At 68.1% G+C, this 16,489-nt stretch carries 14 protein-coding genes; 9 read left to right on the forward strand and 5 right to left on the reverse strand.

The features are described from left to right. From ACWELQ_RS14675 to ACWELQ_RS14705, 7 genes are all read left to right on the forward strand, one after another. A partial coding sequence (locus ACWELQ_RS14675) for a DUF1707 SHOCT-like domain-containing protein (protein WP_452397546.1) occupies positions 1–675 on the forward strand: 675 nt, incomplete at its 5' end. Positions 676–683: 8 nt separating this feature from the next. Then, positions 684–1,454, forward strand: a complete 771-nt coding sequence (locus ACWELQ_RS14680; protein ID WP_452397547.1) for a DUF1707 SHOCT-like domain-containing protein — start codon at positions 684–686, stop codon at positions 1,452–1,454. A gap of 233 nt (positions 1,455–1,687) precedes the next feature. After that, on the forward strand, positions 1,688–3,523 hold the full coding sequence (gene dnaK, locus ACWELQ_RS14685; protein WP_452397548.1) for a molecular chaperone DnaK: 1,836 nt from the start codon (positions 1,688–1,690) through the stop codon (positions 3,521–3,523). After that, entirely contained in the window at positions 3,520–4,152 is a 633-nt protein-coding gene (gene grpE, locus ACWELQ_RS14690) for a nucleotide exchange factor GrpE (RefSeq protein WP_452397549.1), read from the forward strand. The genes dnaK and grpE overlap by 4 nt, the downstream gene beginning before the upstream one ends. 75 nt (positions 4,153–4,227) lie before the next feature. Beyond that, positions 4,228–5,406 carry a molecular chaperone DnaJ gene (gene dnaJ, locus ACWELQ_RS14695; protein ID WP_452397550.1) on the forward strand — a complete coding sequence of 393 codons (1,179 nt, stop codon included), beginning with the start codon at positions 4,228–4,230 and terminating at the stop codon, positions 5,404–5,406. After that, positions 5,406–5,798 (forward strand): heat shock protein transcriptional repressor HspR, encoded by a 393-nt coding sequence (locus ACWELQ_RS14700; protein ID WP_452397551.1) that lies wholly within the window; start codon positions 5,406–5,408, stop codon positions 5,796–5,798. Before dnaJ ends, ACWELQ_RS14700 begins: the two co-directional genes overlap by 1 nt. 493 nt (positions 5,799–6,291) lie before the next feature. After that, on the forward strand, positions 6,292–7,461 hold the full coding sequence (locus tag ACWELQ_RS14705; RefSeq protein ID WP_452397552.1) for a globin domain-containing protein: 1,170 nt from the start codon (positions 6,292–6,294) through the stop codon (positions 7,459–7,461). Between the two features lie 24 nt (positions 7,462–7,485). Here ACWELQ_RS14705 and ACWELQ_RS14710 read toward each other — a convergent pair whose 3' ends face one another. From ACWELQ_RS14710 to ACWELQ_RS14720, 3 genes are all read right to left on the reverse strand, one after another. Continuing rightward, on the reverse strand, positions 7,486–8,271 hold the full coding sequence (locus ACWELQ_RS14710; protein ID WP_452397553.1) for an FAD-binding oxidoreductase: 786 nt from the start codon (positions 8,269–8,271) through the stop codon (positions 7,486–7,488). Positions 8,272–8,316: 45 nt separating this feature from the next. After that, positions 8,317–9,477 (reverse strand): FAD-binding oxidoreductase, encoded by a 1,161-nt coding sequence (locus ACWELQ_RS14715; RefSeq protein WP_452397554.1) that lies wholly within the window; start codon positions 9,475–9,477, stop codon positions 8,317–8,319. A gap of 158 nt (positions 9,478–9,635) precedes the next feature. Continuing rightward, entirely contained in the window at positions 9,636–10,613 is a 978-nt protein-coding gene (locus ACWELQ_RS14720; RefSeq protein WP_452397555.1) for an NADP-dependent oxidoreductase, read from the reverse strand. Between the two features lie 235 nt (positions 10,614–10,848). On the opposite strand from ACWELQ_RS14720, the gene clpB reads away from it, so the two are divergent. Then, positions 10,849–13,404: an ATP-dependent chaperone ClpB gene (clpB, locus tag ACWELQ_RS14725; protein ID WP_452397556.1), complete on the forward strand. Its 2,556-nt coding sequence runs from the start codon at positions 10,849–10,851 to the stop codon at positions 13,402–13,404. On the opposite strand, the gene ACWELQ_RS14730 is transcribed toward clpB, so the two are convergent. After that, complete coding sequence (locus tag ACWELQ_RS14730; RefSeq protein ID WP_452397557.1) at positions 13,388–13,624, reverse strand: hypothetical protein; 237 nt, start codon at positions 13,622–13,624, stop codon at positions 13,388–13,390. The two genes, clpB and ACWELQ_RS14730, sit on opposite strands and share 17 nt — an antisense overlap. A 71-nt stretch (positions 13,625–13,695) precedes the next feature. On the opposite strand from ACWELQ_RS14730, the gene ACWELQ_RS14735 reads away from it, so the two are divergent. Then, positions 13,696–14,640, forward strand: a complete 945-nt coding sequence (locus ACWELQ_RS14735) for a LysR substrate-binding domain-containing protein (protein ID WP_452397558.1) — start codon at positions 13,696–13,698, stop codon at positions 14,638–14,640. Between the two features lie 238 nt (positions 14,641–14,878). On the opposite strand, the gene ACWELQ_RS14740 is transcribed toward ACWELQ_RS14735, so the two are convergent. After that, positions 14,879–16,411, reverse strand: coding sequence for an NAD(P)H-hydrate dehydratase (locus tag ACWELQ_RS14740; RefSeq protein WP_452397559.1), 1,533 nt, complete (start codon positions 16,409–16,411; stop codon positions 14,879–14,881). Positions 16,412–16,489 lie beyond the last annotated feature (78 nt).

Here is a 16,489-nt window from a genome sequence, read left to right on the forward strand (position 1 = left end):
GGCGCAACGACTCTGGGTGAACTCTCGCAGCTCACCGACGATCTGCAGCGCGCCGCTGACGCTCCGGCCGATCCGGCCCCGCCTGTCTCGCGGCGCGAGAAGTGGTTCACCGCGGGCATCGCGGCGTTGAGCATCGCGGTGGCCGTCGGCACCTTCGTGGCGGTGGACCGCCCCGCGTCGTCCCCGGCCGGACCGCCCGCAGTCGATATCGGCGTGATCAAGCCCCTGGTGCTGCCGAATCCGAAACTCGACACCGCCGAAGGGATCGGCTACTTCGTGCAGGCGTATCGGGCCACCTTCGGGGACGCGGTCGCCGACGAGGTGGTGCTGTTCCCCGAATACGGGGTGGTGACTCGCGCGTCGCAGCCCAATCGCAAGGTCGTCTACGACTATCGCGGTGGCTTCGCGCCGGGTCCGCAACCGCCCCAGACCCGCTCGGCGCAGACCCCGACCGTGGACCTGAGCACCCTGAACGTCCCGGCTGTGGTGGCGTTGATGACGCAGGCCCCTGCTCTGACGAAGGTGCCGGACGGCGTCGTCAACTATCTCGACATCCTCGGCAGTGCGACCGGGCCTGTCGTCCGTATCTATGTGGGCAACAAGGCCAATGAGGGCGGCTACCTCGACGCCGCGCCGGACGGCCGGCTCGTGCGCACCCAGGCGTTCGGTGGATAGGCGAGATCATGGCTGATGCACGCTCCCAGGGATTGCGGGCCCGCGACTCCGACCGGGTGGACGCCTGCGCACTGCTGGACGCCGCCCGGGACGCGGGCGAGCTGACCGCCGGTGAGCACGCGCAGCGGACCGCGAAGGCGATGGCGGCCACCACCTTCGGTGAGCTGGACCCGGTCCTCTCCGATCTCCAGATTCCCCGCAATCTGGTGAATTCGCCGGTGGTGCGGGCGAATCGGCGTGGTCCGTCGACCCGCTGGAAGGTCGCCGCCGCGATCCTGGTGGCGGCGGCCGTGCTCGGCGCGTTCGCCGGGTGCGTATCCCGTTCGGCCGCACCGAAACCCGCGCTGCCGGATCCGACCACAGGTCAGGGTCTGGCCAGTTTCGTCGCCGCCTACAAGGGGCATTTCGGCGATACCCATGCCGATCAGGTGCTGTTGTATCCCACCTATGTGACCGTGCAGCGCCGCCCGGATCCGTCGGCGGCGCGGGACGCGTCCATCCGCTACGACGGCAGCTTTCACAACGAAAACGACGTGGCCCGGTCCCCGGGGACCGACCTGTTCGACCTGGCCGCGCTGGATCTCCCCAAGATCGCCGCACTGCTGGCCGGTGCGCCGCAGTCGGCCGGGGTGCCGAGTGGCAAGATCGGCCATATCGAGATCGCACGTGGTACCGACGGCAATCCGGTCGTCACCGTGTACGTGGCCGATGGTTCCCGGCAGGGCTATTTCAAGGTCACCGCCAAGGGCGAGCCCATGGCGATCTATCCGCCCAGCTGAGTTCCATCCCTCCGGCCGATCGGCCGCGTACCCCGCGAAGAATTTTTTTGTGACGCGGGGAATAGATGACGTGGGGCTCCCGTTGGCACAGGTCAGTAAGGTTGAGCGAGGCGGACTCAAGTTCGAGTTGCATCCCGTCGCTGGCGGGTGCAGGATTGAGCGGACCACGCTCAGTGTTTCTGAGATGCAGTGCCCAAGGGCACTCCAGGTACGTCAACACAGGAGGAATCACCATGGCTCGTGCGGTCGGTATCGACCTCGGGACCACGAACTCTGTCATCGCCGTTCTCGAAGGCGGCGAGCCGGTCGTCGTGGCCAACTCGGAAGGATCGCGTACGACCCCGTCGGTCGTCGCGTTCGCCAAGAACGGTGAGGTGCTCGTCGGTCAGCCCGCCAAGAACCAGGCCGTCACCAACGTCGACCGCACCATCCGGTCCGTCAAGCGCCACATGGGCGAGGACTGGTCCGTGGAGATCGACGGCAAGGGCTACACCCCGCAGGAGATCTCCGCGCGCACGCTGATGAAGCTGAAGCGCGACGCCGAGGCGTACCTCGGTGAGGAGATCACCGACGCGGTCATCACCGTCCCCGCCTACTTCGAGGACGCGCAGCGCCAGGCCACCAAGGAGGCCGGGCAGATCGCGGGCCTCAACGTCCTGCGCATCGTCAACGAGCCGACCGCGGCCGCGCTGGCCTACGGCCTGGACAAGGGCGACAAGGAACAGACCATCCTGGTCTTCGACCTCGGCGGCGGCACCTTCGACGTGTCCCTGCTGGAGATCGGCGAGGGCGTCGTCGAGGTCCGCGCGACCTCCGGTGACAACCACCTCGGTGGCGACGACTGGGACGAGCGCATCGTCTCCTGGCTGGTCGACAAGTTCAAGGGCACCTCGGGCATCGACCTGACCAAGGACAAGATGGCCATGCAGCGTCTGCGTGAGGCTGCCGAGAAGGCCAAGATCGAGCTGTCGTCCTCGCAGTCGACCTCGATCAACCTGCCCTACATCACCGTCGACGCGGACAAGAACCCGCTGTTCCTCGACGAGCAGCTGACCCGCGCCGAGTTCCAGAAGATCACCTCCGATCTGCTGGACCGCACCCGCAAGCCGTTCCAGTCGGTCATCAAGGACGCCGGGATCTCCGTCGGCGACATCGATCACGTTGTGCTCGTTGGTGGTTCGACCCGTATGCCCGCGGTCTCCGACCTGGTCAAGGAGCTGACCGGCGGCAAGGAGCCCAACAAGGGCGTGAACCCGGACGAGGTCGTCGCCGTCGGCGCCGCCCTGCAGGCCGGTGTGCTCAAGGGTGAGGTCAAGGACGTCCTGCTGCTCGATGTCACCCCGCTGTCGCTGGGCATCGAGACCAAGGGCGGCGTGATGACCAAGCTCATCGAGCGCAACACCACCATTCCGACCAAGCGCTCGGAGACCTTCACCACGGCCGACGACAACCAGCCGTCCGTGCAGATCCAGGTCTTCCAGGGTGAGCGCGAGATCGCCTCGCACAACAAGCTGCTCGGATCCTTCGAGCTGACCGGCATCCCGCCGGCCCCGCGCGGCGTGCCGCAGATCGAGGTCACCTTCGACATCGACGCCAACGGCATCGTCCACGTCACCGCCAAGGACAAGGGCACCGGCAAGGAGAACACGATCAAGATCCAGGACGGCTCCGGCCTGTCCAAGGAGGAGATCGACCGGATGGTGAAGGACGCCGAGGCGCACGCCGCCGAGGACAAGCAGCGTCGCGAGGAAGCGGAGACCCGCAACCAGGCCGAGTCGCTGGTGCACCAGACCGAGAAGTTCATCAAGGACAACGAGGACAAGGTCCCCGCCGACGTCAAGACCAAGGTCGAGGCGGCCATCGCCGAGGCGCAGGAAGCGTTGAAGGGCACCGACATCGCGGTCATCAAGACCGCCGTGGAGAAGCTCGCCACCGAGTCCCAGGCGCTGGGCCAGGCCATCTACGAGGCTTCGGCCGCTGACCAGGCCGCCCAGGGCAACGGCGACGCACCGCAGTCCGACGACACCGTCGTGGACGCCGAGGTCGTCGAGGAGCCGGAGAAGAAGTGACGAACCAGAACCCGGAACCTTCCATCGATCCGGCTGAGTTCGACGGGCGCTTCGCGGCGACGGGTGAGGTCTTCGAGGCCGCGGCGGATGCCGCCGCGGCCGTCGGGGCCGAGGGTTCTCCCGAAGCCGGTGCGGACGCACTCGCCGACGCGATCACCGCCGAACTGGCCGAGCGCACTTCCGATCTGCAGCGTCTGACCGCGGAGTACGCCAACTACCGCCGCCGCGTCGAGCGTGACCGCAAGGCCACCATCGACAATGCCAAGGCGACGGTCGTCAGCGAACTGCTGCCGGTGCTCGACGATCTGGATCGCGCGCGTGCCCACGGTGACCTCGACAACGGGCCGCTCAAGTCGGTGGCGGACAAGCTGGTCACCGCCCTGCAGAAGCAGGGTCTCGAGGAATTCGGCTTGGAGGGTGAGCCCTTCGATCCGACCCTGCACGAGGCCGTGCAGCACGAGGGCAGCGGGGTCGACCCCGTGCTCGCCCTGGTGATGCGCAAGGGCTACCGCTTCGGCGATCGCGTGCTGCGGCACGCGCTGGTCGGCGTCACCGACGGTGTGGCGGATCTGTCTGCGGCGCAGCCGGATACGCAGAACGCTGGCCCCGATGCCGCTGGCACTGAGTAACAACCTACCGACGCCTTCGGCGTCATCGATACCGACGCCCCCGGCGTCATCGACAGAGAAAGGAGGAGATGCCCGGTGAATCGAGAGTGGCTCGAGAAGGACTTCTACAAGGATCTGGGTGTTTCCTCCAGCGCCACCCAGGACGAGATCAAGAAGGCCTACCGCCGCCTGGCCCGTGACCTGCACCCGGACAAGAACCCCGGGGACAGCGCGGCCGAGGATCGGTTCAAGGCCGTCAGCGAGGCGAATGCCGTGCTGTCGGATCCGGAGAAGCGCAAGGAGTACGACGAAGCACGAAAGCTGTTCGCCGGCGGCGGTTTCGGCCGCGGCGGGTTCACGCCCGGGGCCGGTTACGGTCAGCCGGGCGGGTTCTCCGGCGGCGAGTTCAACCTGGGCGACATCTTCGGCGCCGGCGCGAATGCCGGTGGCGCGGACGGTGGCCTGGGAGATCTGCTGGGCGGCCTGTTCAATCGGGGCGGCACCCGCACCTCGTCGCGTCCGCGGCGCGGTTCGGATGTCGAGACCGAGACCACCCTGGGCTTCCGCGAGGCCGCCCAGGGCGTGACGGTCCCGCTGCGCATGACCAGTCCGGCCGCCTGCACCACCTGCCACGGCAGCGGCGCCAAGCCGGGCACCAGCCCGCGAGTGTGCCCGCACTGCAACGGCTCCGGTGTGGTCAGCCGCAATCAGGGCGCGTTCGGCTTCAGCGAGCCGTGCGAGGACTGCCGGGGCACCGGGTCGATCATCGACGATCCGTGTGTCGACTGCCGTGGCAGCGGCATCCAGAACCGGACCCGCACCATCACCGTGCGCATTCCCCCGGGCGTGCGCGACGGGCAGCGGATCCGGCTGGCAGGTCAGGGCGAGGCGGGTCTGCGCGGCGCGCCGCCGGGCGACCTGTTCGTCACCGTGCACGTCAGCCAGGACAAGGTGTTCGGCCGCAATGCCGACGATCTGACCCTGGTGCTGCCGGTCTCGTATGCCGAATTGGTCCTGGGTACCACGGTTTCCGTGCCCACCCTGGACGGTCGCGTGGGCGTCAAGGTGCCGCCGGGCACCGCCGACGGCCGGACCCTGCGGGTGCGCGGGCGCGGTGTGCCCAAGCGTGACGGCGGCGCCGGTGACCTGCTGGTCACGGTGAAGGTCGCGATACCGCAGAAGCTGGATGACAATGCTTCCGAGGCGCTGCGGCGCTACGCGGAGGCGGAGAAGACCAGCGGGTTCGATCCACGTGCGGGATGGGCAGGTGCGTAATGAGTTCCGATCCGAAGAAGACCGAGGCTCAGTACTTTCTGATCTCGGTGGCCGCGCAGCTGGCGGGCATGCACGCCCAGACGCTGCGCACCTATGACCGGCTGGGTCTGGTTTCGCCGCAACGTACCTCCGGCGGCGGGCGACGCTACTCCGACCGGGATGTGGAGCTGCTCCGCGAGGTGCAGCGCCTGTCCCAGGACGAGGGCGTGAACCTGGCCGGTATCAAACGGATCATCGAACTCACCAACGAGGTCGAGGCATTGCAGCATCGGGTGAGCGAGTTGACCGCCGAGGTGGAAAGGCTGCGGGCCGGGTACCGGCCCACGCACCTGACGCCTCAGCCCAGCACGGCGCTCGTGGTGTGGCAGCCCCGGAATCGGCGTAAGCAGTAGCAGGCTCGAACGAGAAGCGGCCCGGAGACCTTGTCTCCGGGCCGCTTTCGTTTCGGTTGCGGGTTGTGTGCTGAGTTGTGGGTGGGGTCTGTGTGATTAGCGAAGTTTCTTGCAGCAGTTAATTACAAACAGACTGGTCCGTTATTGGGAACTGTAAATCATGAGTTTTGTCCGTATGCTGCAGGGGAATTCGAAGAGGGCGCAGTTGCGGTGGGATCGCTACTTTCCTGAGTCTTGCAAAACGGATCAGGCAGGATCGGCGGCTGAAAGTTCGTGTCGCCCGGTGGGTTCCAGTTGAACAGTCTGTTTTCGGCTCAGATACCCCGCAACGTCCACGTTTTCGAGGATAAAAGGGCGTGTTATTGAAACGTCCCGTTCCGTTGCTGGCTAACCTCGCCTACACTTGCTGAGCAACGGCTGCTGTCGAGTGTCCCGCAGCACTTCACTCGCCGGTCACGCCTGCGTTCGATTGCGAAATGGGGTTGTGACACAAATGGATTCGCGCACCGTCGCATTGATTAGAACAACGTTCAAGGCGGTTGCTGCGGAGGATGGTGGCCCCGAAAAGCTGGCGCGATCCTTCTACGCCATCCTCTTCACGGAGTATCCGCAGGTTCGCGACTTCTTCCCCGCCGCCCTGGACGCCCAGCGCGACCGGCTGGTGAAGGCCATCGCCTACGTGGTGGACCGGCTCGAGGAACCCGAGCGGCTGCTGCCCTTCCTGGCCCAGCTCGGCCGCGATCACCGCAAGTACGGTGTGGTGGCCGATCACTATGCGGCCGTGGGCAAATCGCTCAAGAGCGCGCTCGAGGCGTACGCCGGCACCGAGCTGTGGACCGACGAGATCGGCCGCGCCTGGGACGAGGGCATCGGCGTCATCGCCAACACCATGATCACCGCCGCCGACCAGGAGACCACCCCGCCGGTCTGGACCGGCACGGTCATCGAGCACCGGGAAGTGCTGCGCAATCTGGCCGTGGTGCGGCTCAAACTGGATCAGCCCATGCAGTACGCGGCCGGTCAGTACATGAGCGTGCAGATCCCGTCCCGCCCGCGCATGTGGCGCTACCTGTCGCCCGCGATTCCCGCGAATGCCAACGGCGAGCTGGAGTTTCACATTCGCGGCGTCACCGGCGGCTGGGTCAGCCCGGCCATGGTCGGGCACACCCGGGTCGGCGAGCAGTGGCTGATCGGCTCACCGCTGGGCGGGCTCGGCGTGCCCCGCAACACCCGCCGCAAGATGCTCATGGTCGGCTGTGGCACCGGGATCGCCCCGCTGCGTGCGCAATTGATGGCCATGACCGCGCGCCGCTCCAACCCGAAGGTGGATCTGTTCGTCGGCGGTCACTACCCGTGCGATCTCTACGATCTCGAGGTGCTCAGCCAATTGGCCTGCGCCAACAAGTGGCTCACCGTGCATCCGGTCACCGAGTCCACCGAGAACCCGTGGTGGCATTTCGACAATTCCGACGAGTCCCGGGAGTTCCCGGGCCTGGAGCCGCGGCAGGTGGGTCAGATCGGCAAGATCGTGGCGAGCCACGGCGCGTGGGAGGACCGCGACGTGCAGATCGTCGGCGCGCCGTCCATGGTGCAGACCACCAAGTTCCGGTTGATGGCCGCGGGCACCTCCACCGACAACATCCGCCACGACCCGCTGTTCTAGCAGCCCGCGCCAAAACTCCCCGCGCTAAAACCCTTCGTAGCGAATCGATTCCGCGGGCGCGCCGATCGCCACCAGCTGGTCGATGGTGTTGCGCACCATCGCCGCGGCGCCGCACACCAGGATCTGGTGGTGGTCGAGCGGCCCGAAGCGTTCGGGGATGTCGGCGATGGTGCCCGGCATCATCTCCTCCGGGCGGAAGCCGACATCCACCCGGCACTGCTCGTACCACGGGTCGAGGACGTCGGGATCCTCCTCGTCCTGCACCACGGGAATGACCGTGAGCCACGGCATCTCACCGGCCAGCAGGTAGAGCATGTCGGCGGCGTACAGGTCGCGCGGGTAGCGCCCGCCCACGAACAGATGGGTGCGCGGCGGTTCGGCGCGGCGCGAGACATCCAGCAACAGCGCCCGCAGCGGGGCCAGCCCGATCCCGTCGGCGATCATCACCACATCGGTGGTCTCCGGTTCCACGGCCAGCCAGCCCGCGGGCGCGCCGATCCGCCATTCGTCACCCGGATGCGAGTCGGCCACGATGGATCCGCTGCACCAGCCGCCCGGCACCGTCCGCACATGGAATTCCAGCTTGCCGTCCAGCGACGGCGGCAGCGCGGAATACATGCGCCGCACCATGTTCGGATGCTGCGGGGTGCGCACCTCGACCGACTGTCCCGCCGCGAACGGCACGAACTCCCCGATCAGCCGCACCACCGTGGTGTCCTCGCGCAGCCGGTGCGCGCCGACGACCGTCGCCGTCCACTCGGTCTGCTCGCCCAGCGACAGCGGGCCGGTCTCGTCGGGGCCGATCGTCAACGCCTACTCCTCATCGAAAAGCCTTGTACCGCAGTCGAACCCGTTCTAAACCGGATCCGAGCTGATGACCTCGTCCGGGGTGCCCACCGCATAGAGCGCGCGTCTCGTGTCCGCGATCATCCGGGCCGAACCGGCGATCTGGATCTGGCGGTCCGCCCAGGTCCCGAAGCTGGCCACCACCGCGCCCAGATTGCCGATCAGGCGGCGGTGCATGCCGAACGGCGTCTCGGCGGGCGGGTACGGATGCCACCATGGGTTGGTCTCGTTCTCGCACACCGGGATCACCGTGAGCCACGGATTGGATTGCGAGAGCTGCCACATGTTCTCCACATCATAGAGATCACACGGGTAGCGCCCGCCCATGAACAGGTGCACCCGCGGATTGATGCCGCGGCGGCCCATCTCGATCAACTGCGCCCGCAGCGGCGCGATGCCGGTGCCGGAGCCGATCATCAGCACATCCTTGCGGCGGCTCAGATCCACGTGCAGTCCGCCCAGCGGCGCCGCGATCATCCACCGGTCGCCGACCTGCGTCTCGTTCACGATGGCCGGGCTCACCCAGCCGGTGCGCACCTTGCGCACATGGAATTCGATCTCGCCGTAGGGGTTCGTGGGGATCGCCGGGGACAGGTAGCGCCACATCTTGGGCCGCTGCGGAATGGCGATGGGCACGTACTGCCCGGCCTGATACGGAATCGGGGTGTCGGTCTGCAGCCGGACGATGGCCAGATCGTCCACCACGCGCCGGTGCCCGACCACCGTCGCCTCCCAATAGGGTTGCGACTTATCGGAATTCGCGCCGATGGCCATGGACGCCGAGATCAGGATGGTGATGTCGCGCCAGCCCGCCTCCAGCGGCCGCGACCAGTTGGCGGCCCCGTTGTAGCTGCGGAAGGCCGAGAGCAGGGCGCGCCCGGCGATGTCGTAGTGCGCGGCCTCCACCCCATATTTGCGATGGTCGCGCGCGAGTTGCTCCAGGAAGCGCTGGGCACGATCCCAGTCCTCCAGATTGTCGAGCACGAACTGGATGGCCGTGACCAACCGTTTGGGCTGCATGTCCATGGCGGAGGGAAAAAGTTCCCGCAGGGCGGGGATCTCCGCGAAAAGATGACCGTAGAACGCGCTGATCAGCCGTTCGGGCCCGTTGGGGGCCTCGACGACTGTCCGAAAGTTTGCGCGGACCAGCGCTGCAGAACGCGCATCCACGACGTCGAGCTTCCCTTCCTCTGGAACAAACCCCGGAACGCCTGCTGCCAGGCGGACCTCCGCGTCAAGTATCCCTGAAAACTTGGTGGTCGCACGGATATAGCGGAGGGCCGGTCGTTTTGTGTAACTCGAGGTTCAAGTGGCGGGTGCGGTAGGGCTCAGATGACGAGCACCGTCTTGCCCCGTGCGCCCGGCGCGCCGATGACATCGGCGGCCTCGGCCAGCGGGGGCATGTTGCGGATCGGGACCATCAGGTCGCCATTGCCGACCAGACGCAGCAGTTCGCGCAATTCGGCAGCGCCGCCGTGGGATTCGAGATTGCCGCCGGTGAGGCCGCGTGCCTTCAGATCGGCTTCGTCGGCGGACCAGATGGTCGAATAGGCCGCGCCGCCGGACTTCACCAGGCTCGCGTTGTCGGCGAAGACGGGCGGCGGGGAGACCAGATCGAAGAGCACATCGATGCCGCCCGGATCGGTGATCCGCACCGAGTCCGCGATCGACAGCTCGGAACTCTCGGCGTGCGTGGGCGAGTCGGTGACGGCGATCCGGCCGTAGTTCACCACCTCGGTCGCGCCCAGCCGGATCATGCGATCGGTGTCGTCGGGGCGGGCGGTGGCGATGACGTGCGCCCCGGCCAGCGCGCCCAACTGCACCAGATACGAGCCGACCCCGCCGGACGCGCCGACGATCAGCATCTTCTGGCCGCCGCGCACCTCGGCCGCGTGCATGAGGTCGAGCGCGGTGATGCCCGCGGTCGGCAGCGCGGCCGCCCGGATCGCGGTGACCTCGTCAGGGAGTTTGGCGATGGCGCTGTCGCGCGGGACCACGATGTATTCGGCGAACGTCCCGTGTCCGACCGGCGGGATCAGGAACTTCCCGACCACCCGTTCACCGATCTCGAAATCGTTCACCCCCGAACCCACCGCGGTGATGGTGCCCGCGCCGTCGGTACCGGGAATCAGTGGAAAGTCGTGCGGCAGTTTGCCGTCCAGGAAGCCGTCGATGATCCGTTTGTCGAAGGGATTCACCCCCGCCGCCTCGATCTGGATCTGGACCTGACCCGGTCCTACCTCGGGTATCGGCATGTCGGCGAGCTCAGGCTGGCCACCGAATTCACGGACGACGATCGCGCGCATAGAACTCCTTCACGTGGCGCCATCTCCGAAAGGGGTTTCAGGGGAAGCCCCTGAGAGTCCCGAGAGCTGGCTGGCGATGAGCAGGTGTGATGCGTCAACGAATGCGCCCATCGTACGCGTAGCGTAGGAACGGGCCTCGGACTCTGGACTTGGCGTCGGAAACTGGTCAGACTTGAGCGGAACAGACTCAACTTCTACCGCGTTGTAGTCAGCAACGACTAGTAGGAAGGTGACAGTGGACTCGTTCAATCCCACCACCAAGACCCAGGCGGCGCTGACCGCCGCCCTCCAAGCGGCCTCCGCCGCCGGAAACCCGGAGATCCGTCCGGCGCACTTGCTGGTGGCGTTGCTGGATCAGACCGACGGCATCGCCGCCCCCTTGCTCAAGGCCGTCGCCGTCGACCCCGCCACGGTCCGGCGCGAGGCCCAGGACATCGTCGACCGGCTGCCCCGCGCCAGCGGCGCGACCACCAGCCCCAATCTCGGGCGTGAGGCGCTGGCCGCGGTCACCGCGGCGCAGCGGCTGGCCACCGAGATGGGCGACGAGTACGTCTCCACCGAGCATCTGGTCTACGGCCTGGCCGCCGGGGATTCCGATGTCTCCCAACTGCTCCTGAAGTACGGCGCGAGCGCCGACGCGCTGCGCGACGCGTTCACCGCGGTGCGCGGCAATGCCCGTGTCACCTCGCAGGACCCGGAGGGCCAGTACCAGGCGCTGGAGAAGTACTCCACCGACCTGACCGCCGCCGCCCGCGAGGGCAAACTGGACCCGGTCATCGGGCGTGATCACGAAATCCGCCGTGTCGTCCAGGTTTTGAGCCGCCGCACCAAGAACAACCCGGTGCTCATCGGCGAGCCCGGCGTCGGCAAGACCGCGATCGTGGAGGGCCTGGCCCAGCGCATCATCGCGGGCGACGTCCCGGAATCGTTGCGCGACAAGAAGCTCATCTCGCTCGACCTGGGCGCGATGGTCGCGGGCGCGAAGTACCGCGGTGAGTTCGAGGAGCGGTTGAAGGCCGTGCTGGAGGAGATCAAATCCTCCGCGGGGCAGATCATCACGTTCATCGACGAGCTGCACACCATCGTCGGCGCGGGCGCGACCGGCGAATCCGCCATGGACGCGGGCAATATGATCAAGCCCCTGCTCGCCCGCGGCGAGCTGCGGCTGGTCGGCGCGACCACCCTCGACGAGTACCGCAAGTACATCGAGAAGGACGCGGCCCTGGAACGGCGCTTCCAGCAGGTGCTGGTGGGCGAGCCGTCGGTGGAGGACACCGTCGGCATCCTGCGCGGGCTCAAGGAGCGCTACGAGACCCACCATCACGTGCGCATCACCGACTCCGCGCTGGTGGCGGCCGCGACCCTGTCCGACCGCTACATCACCTCCCGGTTCCTGCCGGACAAGGCCATCGACCTGGTGGACGAGGCGTCGTCGCGGCTGCGCATGGAAATCGATTCGCGCCCCGTGGAAATCGACGAGATCGAGCGCGTCGTGCGACGCCTCGAGATCGAGGAGCTGGCGCTGGCCAAGGAGACCGACGAGGGCTCCAAGGCGCGGTTGGAGAAGCTGCGGTCCGAGCTCGCCGACGACCGCGAGAAGCTCAACCAGTTGATGACGCGCTGGCAGAACGAGAAGCAGGCCATCGACTCGGTGTCGGTGCTCAAGGAGCAGCTCGAAGGGCTGCGCGGCGAGTCCGAGCGGGCCGAGCGCGACGGCGACTACGCCAAGGCCGCGGAACTCCGGTACGGGCGAATCCCCAAGCTGGAGAAGGAACTCGACGAGGCCGAGGCCAAGGCGAAGACCGCCGCCGACGGTGACGTCATGCTCAAGGAGGAGGTCGGCCCGGACGATATCGCCGAGGTGGTGTCCGCCTGGACCGGTGTCCCCGTGGGCAAGATGATGGAGGGCGAGACCCAGAAGCTGCTGCGCATGGAGGACGAGCTGGGCCGCCGGGTCGTCGGGCAGAGCGAAGCCGTGCAAGCGGTGTCGGATGCCGTGCGCCGCGCGCGGGCCGGGGTCGCCGACCCCAACCGCCCGACCGGTTCCTTCATGTTCGTGGGCCCGACCGGTGTCGGTAAGACCGAGCTCGCGAAGGCGTTGGCGGACTTCCTGTTCGACGACGAGCGCGCCATGGTCCGCATCGACATGAGTGAGTACTCCGAGAAGCACTCGGTGGCCCGCCTGGTCGGTGCGCCCCCGGGCTATGTCGGCTACGACCAGGGCGGCCAGCTCACCGAGGCGGTGCGGCGACGCCCGTACACGGTGGTGCTGTTCGACGAGATCGAGAAGGCCCACCCGGACGTCTTCGACATCCTGCTGCAGGTGCTCGACGAGGGCCGCCTGACCGACAGTCAGGGCCGCACGGTCGACTTCCGCAACACCATCCTCATCCTGACCTCGAATCTGGGTGCGGGCGGTGACCGGGAGACGGTCATGAACGCGGTGCGCCGCGCCTTCAAGCCGGAGTTCCTCAACCGGCTCGACGACGTGGTCATGTTCCACGCGCTCGACGAGGAGCAGCTGGAGCGGATCGTCGACATCCAGCTGAACCAGCTGCAGCAGCGGCTCTCGCACCGCCGCCTGAAGCTGGACGTCTCCGACTCGGCCCGCTTCTGGCTGGCCGTGCGCGGCTACGACCCGGCCTACGGCGCGCGCCCGGTGCGCCGGCTCATCCAGCAGTCCATCGGCGACTCCCTCGCCAAGGAACTGCTGGCCGGTGAGGTGAAGGACGGCGACACCGTCCGGGTCAACGTCACCCCCGACGGCGACACCCTCATCGTCGGTCGCTGACCAGCGAGAACATCGACCCCCGCGCGAACTCCGGTTCGGGCGGGGGTCTTGCCGTTTGGGGACCGTCCGGTCGAGTTCGCGGCTGGGATGGGGTACTCCGCCTACCCTGGAAGCCCGCGTCGAGGCACTGATGGGCGAGTGCTTCCAGGGCGTCCCCGGCCACCTCGTCGGCGGCGGTGAAGGGCGTGACCAGGGGCACGTACAGGCCGGTGAAAGTCATGCCGCCCATGCTGCTGGACGGGATGCGTCAGGTCTATTTCACGTTTCTACCGCCGAGCGTAAGCTCAGCTGATGCTGGATGTCCGCCGCCTGCGACTGCTGCGCGAACTCGCGCACCGCGGCACCATCGCCGCCGTCGCCGACGCGCTCACCTACACCCCCTCCGCCGTCTCCCAGCAGCTCACCGCCCTCGAACGCGACGCGGGCGTCCCGCTGCTGGAACGCACCGGCCGCAGCGTCACCCTCACCCCCGCCGCCCTGCGCCTGGTCGAGCACACCGAAACCATCCTCGCCGTCCTGGAACAGGCCACCGCCGAACTCGCCTCCGCCCGCACCGAACTCACCGGCACCCTGCGCATCGGCGCCTTCCCCACCGCCGTCCACACCATCCTCTCCCCCGCCCTGGTCACCCTCAGCCGGGAGCACCCTCTCTTGGAACTCCTTGTCAGCGAACTGGATCCGGCCGCCGCCCCGTCAGCTTTGCGCGCCGAGTCCCTCGATATCGCCCTCCTACAGGAGTACGACTACGTCCCGCTGGCCCCGGAACCTGGCTTGGAGACCGAACCGCTACTCGAAGAGACCGTCTACCTGGCAACGCTGTTACCCGCCACGCAGCCCGCGACGAACCGGCAGGCCCCGAACGCCCACTCGAAACCGCTTGCCGCGCACGCTGATTCCCAATGGATCGCGGGGACTCCAGGCACCCTGTGCCACGAGATGACCGTCCGATCTTGCCTCGCAACAGGATTCACCCCGCGCATCCGCCACCACGCCGACGACTTCGGCACCGTGCTCGCCCTGGTCGCCGCGGGCCAAGGCGTGGCCCTGGTCCCGGAATTGGGCGCACCGACCGTCCCCGGCGGTGTGCATCTCACTCCACTACCGACCCGCCGCCGCACCCACCTGGCCTACCGCAGTGGCACCGGTGGCCACCCGGTCGTCCGCGCCGCCCGTGAAGCGCTGCACCTCGCGGCCATCGCAGCCCTGCCCGCGCCGGCCACCCCCGCACCGCGCTGACCTGCCCGAAATACCTCGTCGAGCACACATCCCACCTCGCCGCGACGACACGATGACACCCGCCAGTACCGATGCGACCGCCTCCGAGCATGGGACCCGCCCCGCACGATCATCAGGCGTCGGCGAGTTCGCGCGACATGCCGATGACGTCGGCGACCTGAGCGCACCGCGCCGCTACGACACAGGGCGGAGCCGTGGCCGCCGCTCGAACGGCGGTGTGCCCCAACGTGCGGCCTCGTCAGGTAGAGGCGAGTTCGCGCAGCGTGCCGATGGCTTCGCGGAGGTGGGAGAGCAAGGGGGAGGCGGAGATCGGGGCTCCGGCGGTGGTGGTGGCGTGGGCGGCCAGGTTGGCGGCGAGAGAGTGGGCGCGGGCGGCGAAGGCGGCGGCGCCGGACGGGTGGGCGCCGGTGGCGAGGAGGGCCGCGATGATGCCGGAGAGGACGTCGCCGGAGCCTGCGGTGGCGGCCCAGGAGCCGCCCGCCTCGTTGACGAGGACTGGGCGGCCAGGGCTCGCGATCAAGGTCGCGCGCCCCTTCAAAAGGACTGTGACCTGCCAGGATTCGGCCAGCTTGCGGACGGCGGCCACCCGATCGGGGCCCGGTTCGGAGCCTGTCAGACGGGCGAACTCACCGGCGTGCGGCGTCAGCACGGTCGAGGCGCTGCGACCCGCCACCAGATCGGGTTCGGCGGCGAGCAGGGTGAGGCCGTCGGCGTCGACCACGACGGGCAGGTCGGTGGCGAGGATTTCGGCGAGGCGGTCGCGGGCGGCGGCATCGGTGCCCGCGCCGGGGCCGAAGACCCAGGACTGGACCCGGCCGGTGGCGGAAACGGATTCGGCGGCAATCACTTCCGGGAAATGCGCCAGCACCTGTGCCGCGCCCGTGCCCGCGTAGCGGACCATGCCGGAGGTGGCGGCCACCGCGCCGCCGGTGCACAGCACCGCCGCGCCGGGGTAGGCGGCGCTGCCCGCGCAGACTCCGGTGACGCCCTGGGTGTACTTGTCGTCCGAAGGACCGGGCGCCGGCCACTCCGCACCGACGGTATGCGGCTCCAGCGCAGCCAGATTCGCGTAGCCCTCGCGTAATCCGATGGGTACCAACTCGATTCGGCCGCAGTGCGGGGCGGCCAGGGCGTGCACCGGCTTGAACGCGCCGAAGGTGACGGTGACGTCGGCGACCACGGCGGGGCCGGTCACGGCACCCGTATCGCAGTCGACTCCGCTGGGCAGGTCGGCGGCGATGATCGGGCAGCGCACGCCCGCGACCACCGCGGCGGCCACCGGCCGCAACGGGCCGCGGCCCGAGATGCCGACGATGCCGTCCACCACCAGGTCCGGTTCGCCGAGCAGATCACGCACGGGCCATGGCACATCGAGGCTGGTGCTCAGGTGGAGGATCGCGCCGGGCGGCATCCGATCGGCCCGGAGTTCGTCGGCGGACAGCGGCGCGGACAGGATGCGACCGCCCCTCCGGCACAACGCCGCCAAACCCTCGAGATGGACGCGGTCGGGTGAGAGCAGAACCGCGCGTACAGCGACACCGCGCTTGCGCAGGAACGAGCCCGCCCACAGCGCATCGCCGCCATTGTCGCCGGAGCCGACGAGCAGGGTGACCGAGCGTCCGACCACGCCGCCGGTGCGTTCGCGCAGTTCCCGCGCCACCACGTCGGCGAGGCCGAAAGCGGCCCGCCGCATGGGCATTCCGTCGGGTACCCGGGTGAAGAGTTCGGCCTCCATCGCCCGGACTTCGTCGGCCGTGTAGTACGCGCGCACCGCCGGTGCGGTCATGGTTCGCCTCCGGTATTGGTCTGGGCCTGCGCTTGTGGAGACTACGCCGGTCGGGTGGCGACG

Source organism: Nocardia sp. NPDC004722 (assembly GCF_053601505.1).

Bases quoted from the DNA above. Each gene is read 5' to 3' on its own strand.
- ACWELQ_RS14735 (WP_452397558.1), top strand. From the start codon at position 13,696: ATGCTGGATGTCCGCCGCCTGCGACTGCTGCGCGAACTCGCGCACCGC.
- ACWELQ_RS14680 (WP_452397547.1), top strand. From the start codon at position 684: ATGGCTGATGCACGCTCCCAGGGATTGCGGGCCCGCGACTCCGACCGG.
- ACWELQ_RS14700 (WP_452397551.1), top strand. From the start codon at position 5,406: ATGAGTTCCGATCCGAAGAAGACCGAGGCTCAGTACTTTCTGATCTCG.
- ACWELQ_RS14705 (WP_452397552.1), top strand. From the start codon at position 6,292: ATGGATTCGCGCACCGTCGCATTGATTAGAACAACGTTCAAGGCGGTT.
- ACWELQ_RS14730 (WP_452397557.1), bottom strand. From the start codon at position 13,624: ATGACTTTCACCGGCCTGTACGTGCCCCTGGTCACGCCCTTCACCGCC.
- dnaK (WP_452397548.1), top strand. From the start codon at position 1,688: ATGGCTCGTGCGGTCGGTATCGACCTCGGGACCACGAACTCTGTCATC.
- ACWELQ_RS14720 (WP_452397555.1), bottom strand. From the start codon at position 10,613: ATGCGCGCGATCGTCGTCCGTGAATTCGGTGGCCAGCCTGAGCTCGCC.